Origin of the sequence: Corynebacterium sp. MSK004 (assembly GCF_030232515.1) — a bacterium.
Classification (GTDB): domain Bacteria; phylum Actinomycetota; class Actinomycetes; order Mycobacteriales; family Mycobacteriaceae; genus Corynebacterium; species Corynebacterium hesseae.
In genome coordinates this window covers 1-1,478 of sequence record NZ_JASPKB010000020.1, presented here as the reverse complement: position 1 = coordinate 1,478, position 1,478 = coordinate 1, and the positions used below count along the sequence as shown (strand labels likewise).

Genomic DNA, 1,478 nt, shown 5'->3' with positions numbered 1-1,478 from the left:
ACACCTACCAGCAGTTCTTGGAGCACTACAACACAGCAGCACTTCCCACACGCGCGCGTCGGCCGAAGGATAAAGCAAATGTGGAAGCTGCGGTAAAGATCGTCACGCACAAGATCATCCACGCCCTTGAAGACCACCAGTGTGTTGACTTAGATGAGCTCAACGGAAAGATTGTGGGCTTAGTCGATGCGATCAACACCTCCGTGCCGTTTCGCAGTCAGCAGTCAAGCCGCAGGGATCTCTTCGAAGCACACGAGCAGCATCTCCTTGCTGACCTGCCGGCAACCCCGTGGCAACATACCGAGTGGAAGCGTGCGAAAGTAGCCCCGGATTTCCATATCACGGTTGCAACGGTGCGCTACTCCGTTCCGCACCAGCTTGTTGGCCGCACTGTCGATGTGCGCATCACAGGCCAGGTCTTGACCGTCTTTGACCAGGGGACAACCGTGGCAACCCACCAGGTTTCGCATAAGCGTGGGGCCTATGTCACTGACTATGAGCACATTCCATCTGGAATGGACTCCACCCGTGGGCTGTGGACAAGCGACTACTTTTATCGCGAAGCCAGCAAAACCGGCCCGGCAACACGCAAGGTCATCGAAGAACTCATCGCGGCGAAAGCCATCCCGGCCCAGGCGTACCAGTCCTGTAGAAACGTGCTGTCGATGGGCAAACACGGCAACAAACCAATCCTGGAAGAGGCATGCCAGCGCCTGATGGCCAACGACGGCAGCCGACGGGCTGTGTCATATACCGCGGTCAAAAACATGATGGCCGCCATACGCAAAGAACACGCCACCCGGCCCCGCGGGTTAGACCAGGCCCCGCGCAGCACCACAGTCAACCAGCCCACCGCCCCTGCAATCACCGACCGGGATACCACCGGCGCGTTTCTCGGCGGTGCAGACCAGTTCAGCATGGACAACCTCGCTAAGAAAGGACACTAAAAGCCCATGTCATCACCAACCCCGCCAGCAGATCGCTTCCTTGACGAGTCCGTCCTGCCCGACTTCACCGCGCTGCGGATGACTGCCTTCGGCAGAAGCGTCATCGACATCGCCAACGATCCCGCATTCGACGCATGGACGTTTTCCCAAAAGGTGCTCTACGCACTCGATAAAGAAGTCGCGGCCAGGCGTGAACGACGCATCAACAAACTGCTAAAAGCATCCCGATCGCCAAACCTTGATGCTTGCCTTGAAAACGTGGTCTGCACGCCTGACCGCAACATCAACCCCGAGCAAGTCAGCAGACTCGCTCACGGACAATGGTGCCACCTGGGCCAAAACATTGTCATCCTGGGCAAATCCTCAGTCGGCAAAACCTACCTCGCCCAAGCCCTGATCACAGCAGCATGCCGCAACGACTACTCCGCACGGTTCTACCGCACCGACATGCTCGCCGCCGAACTGGCAGTCCTCCAACCCGATGACCCCGCACGGCTGAAGTTCATCCAGCACCTCCACGACGTCGACGTC

The 1,478-nt window shown here is 58.3% G+C and carries 2 protein-coding genes; both read left to right on the top strand.

Annotated elements, in window-relative coordinates; translation table 11 throughout:
• The coding region (locus tag QP999_RS13330) for a Mu transposase domain-containing protein (RefSeq protein WP_502870669.1) at positions 1 to 947 on the top strand (947 nt) is incomplete at its 5' end.
• A 6-nt stretch (positions 948 to 953) separates the two neighbouring features.
• Positions 954 to 1,478, top strand: a 525-nt coding sequence (locus QP999_RS13325; protein WP_284848466.1) for an ATP-binding protein, incomplete at its 3' end; no start/stop codon positions are given.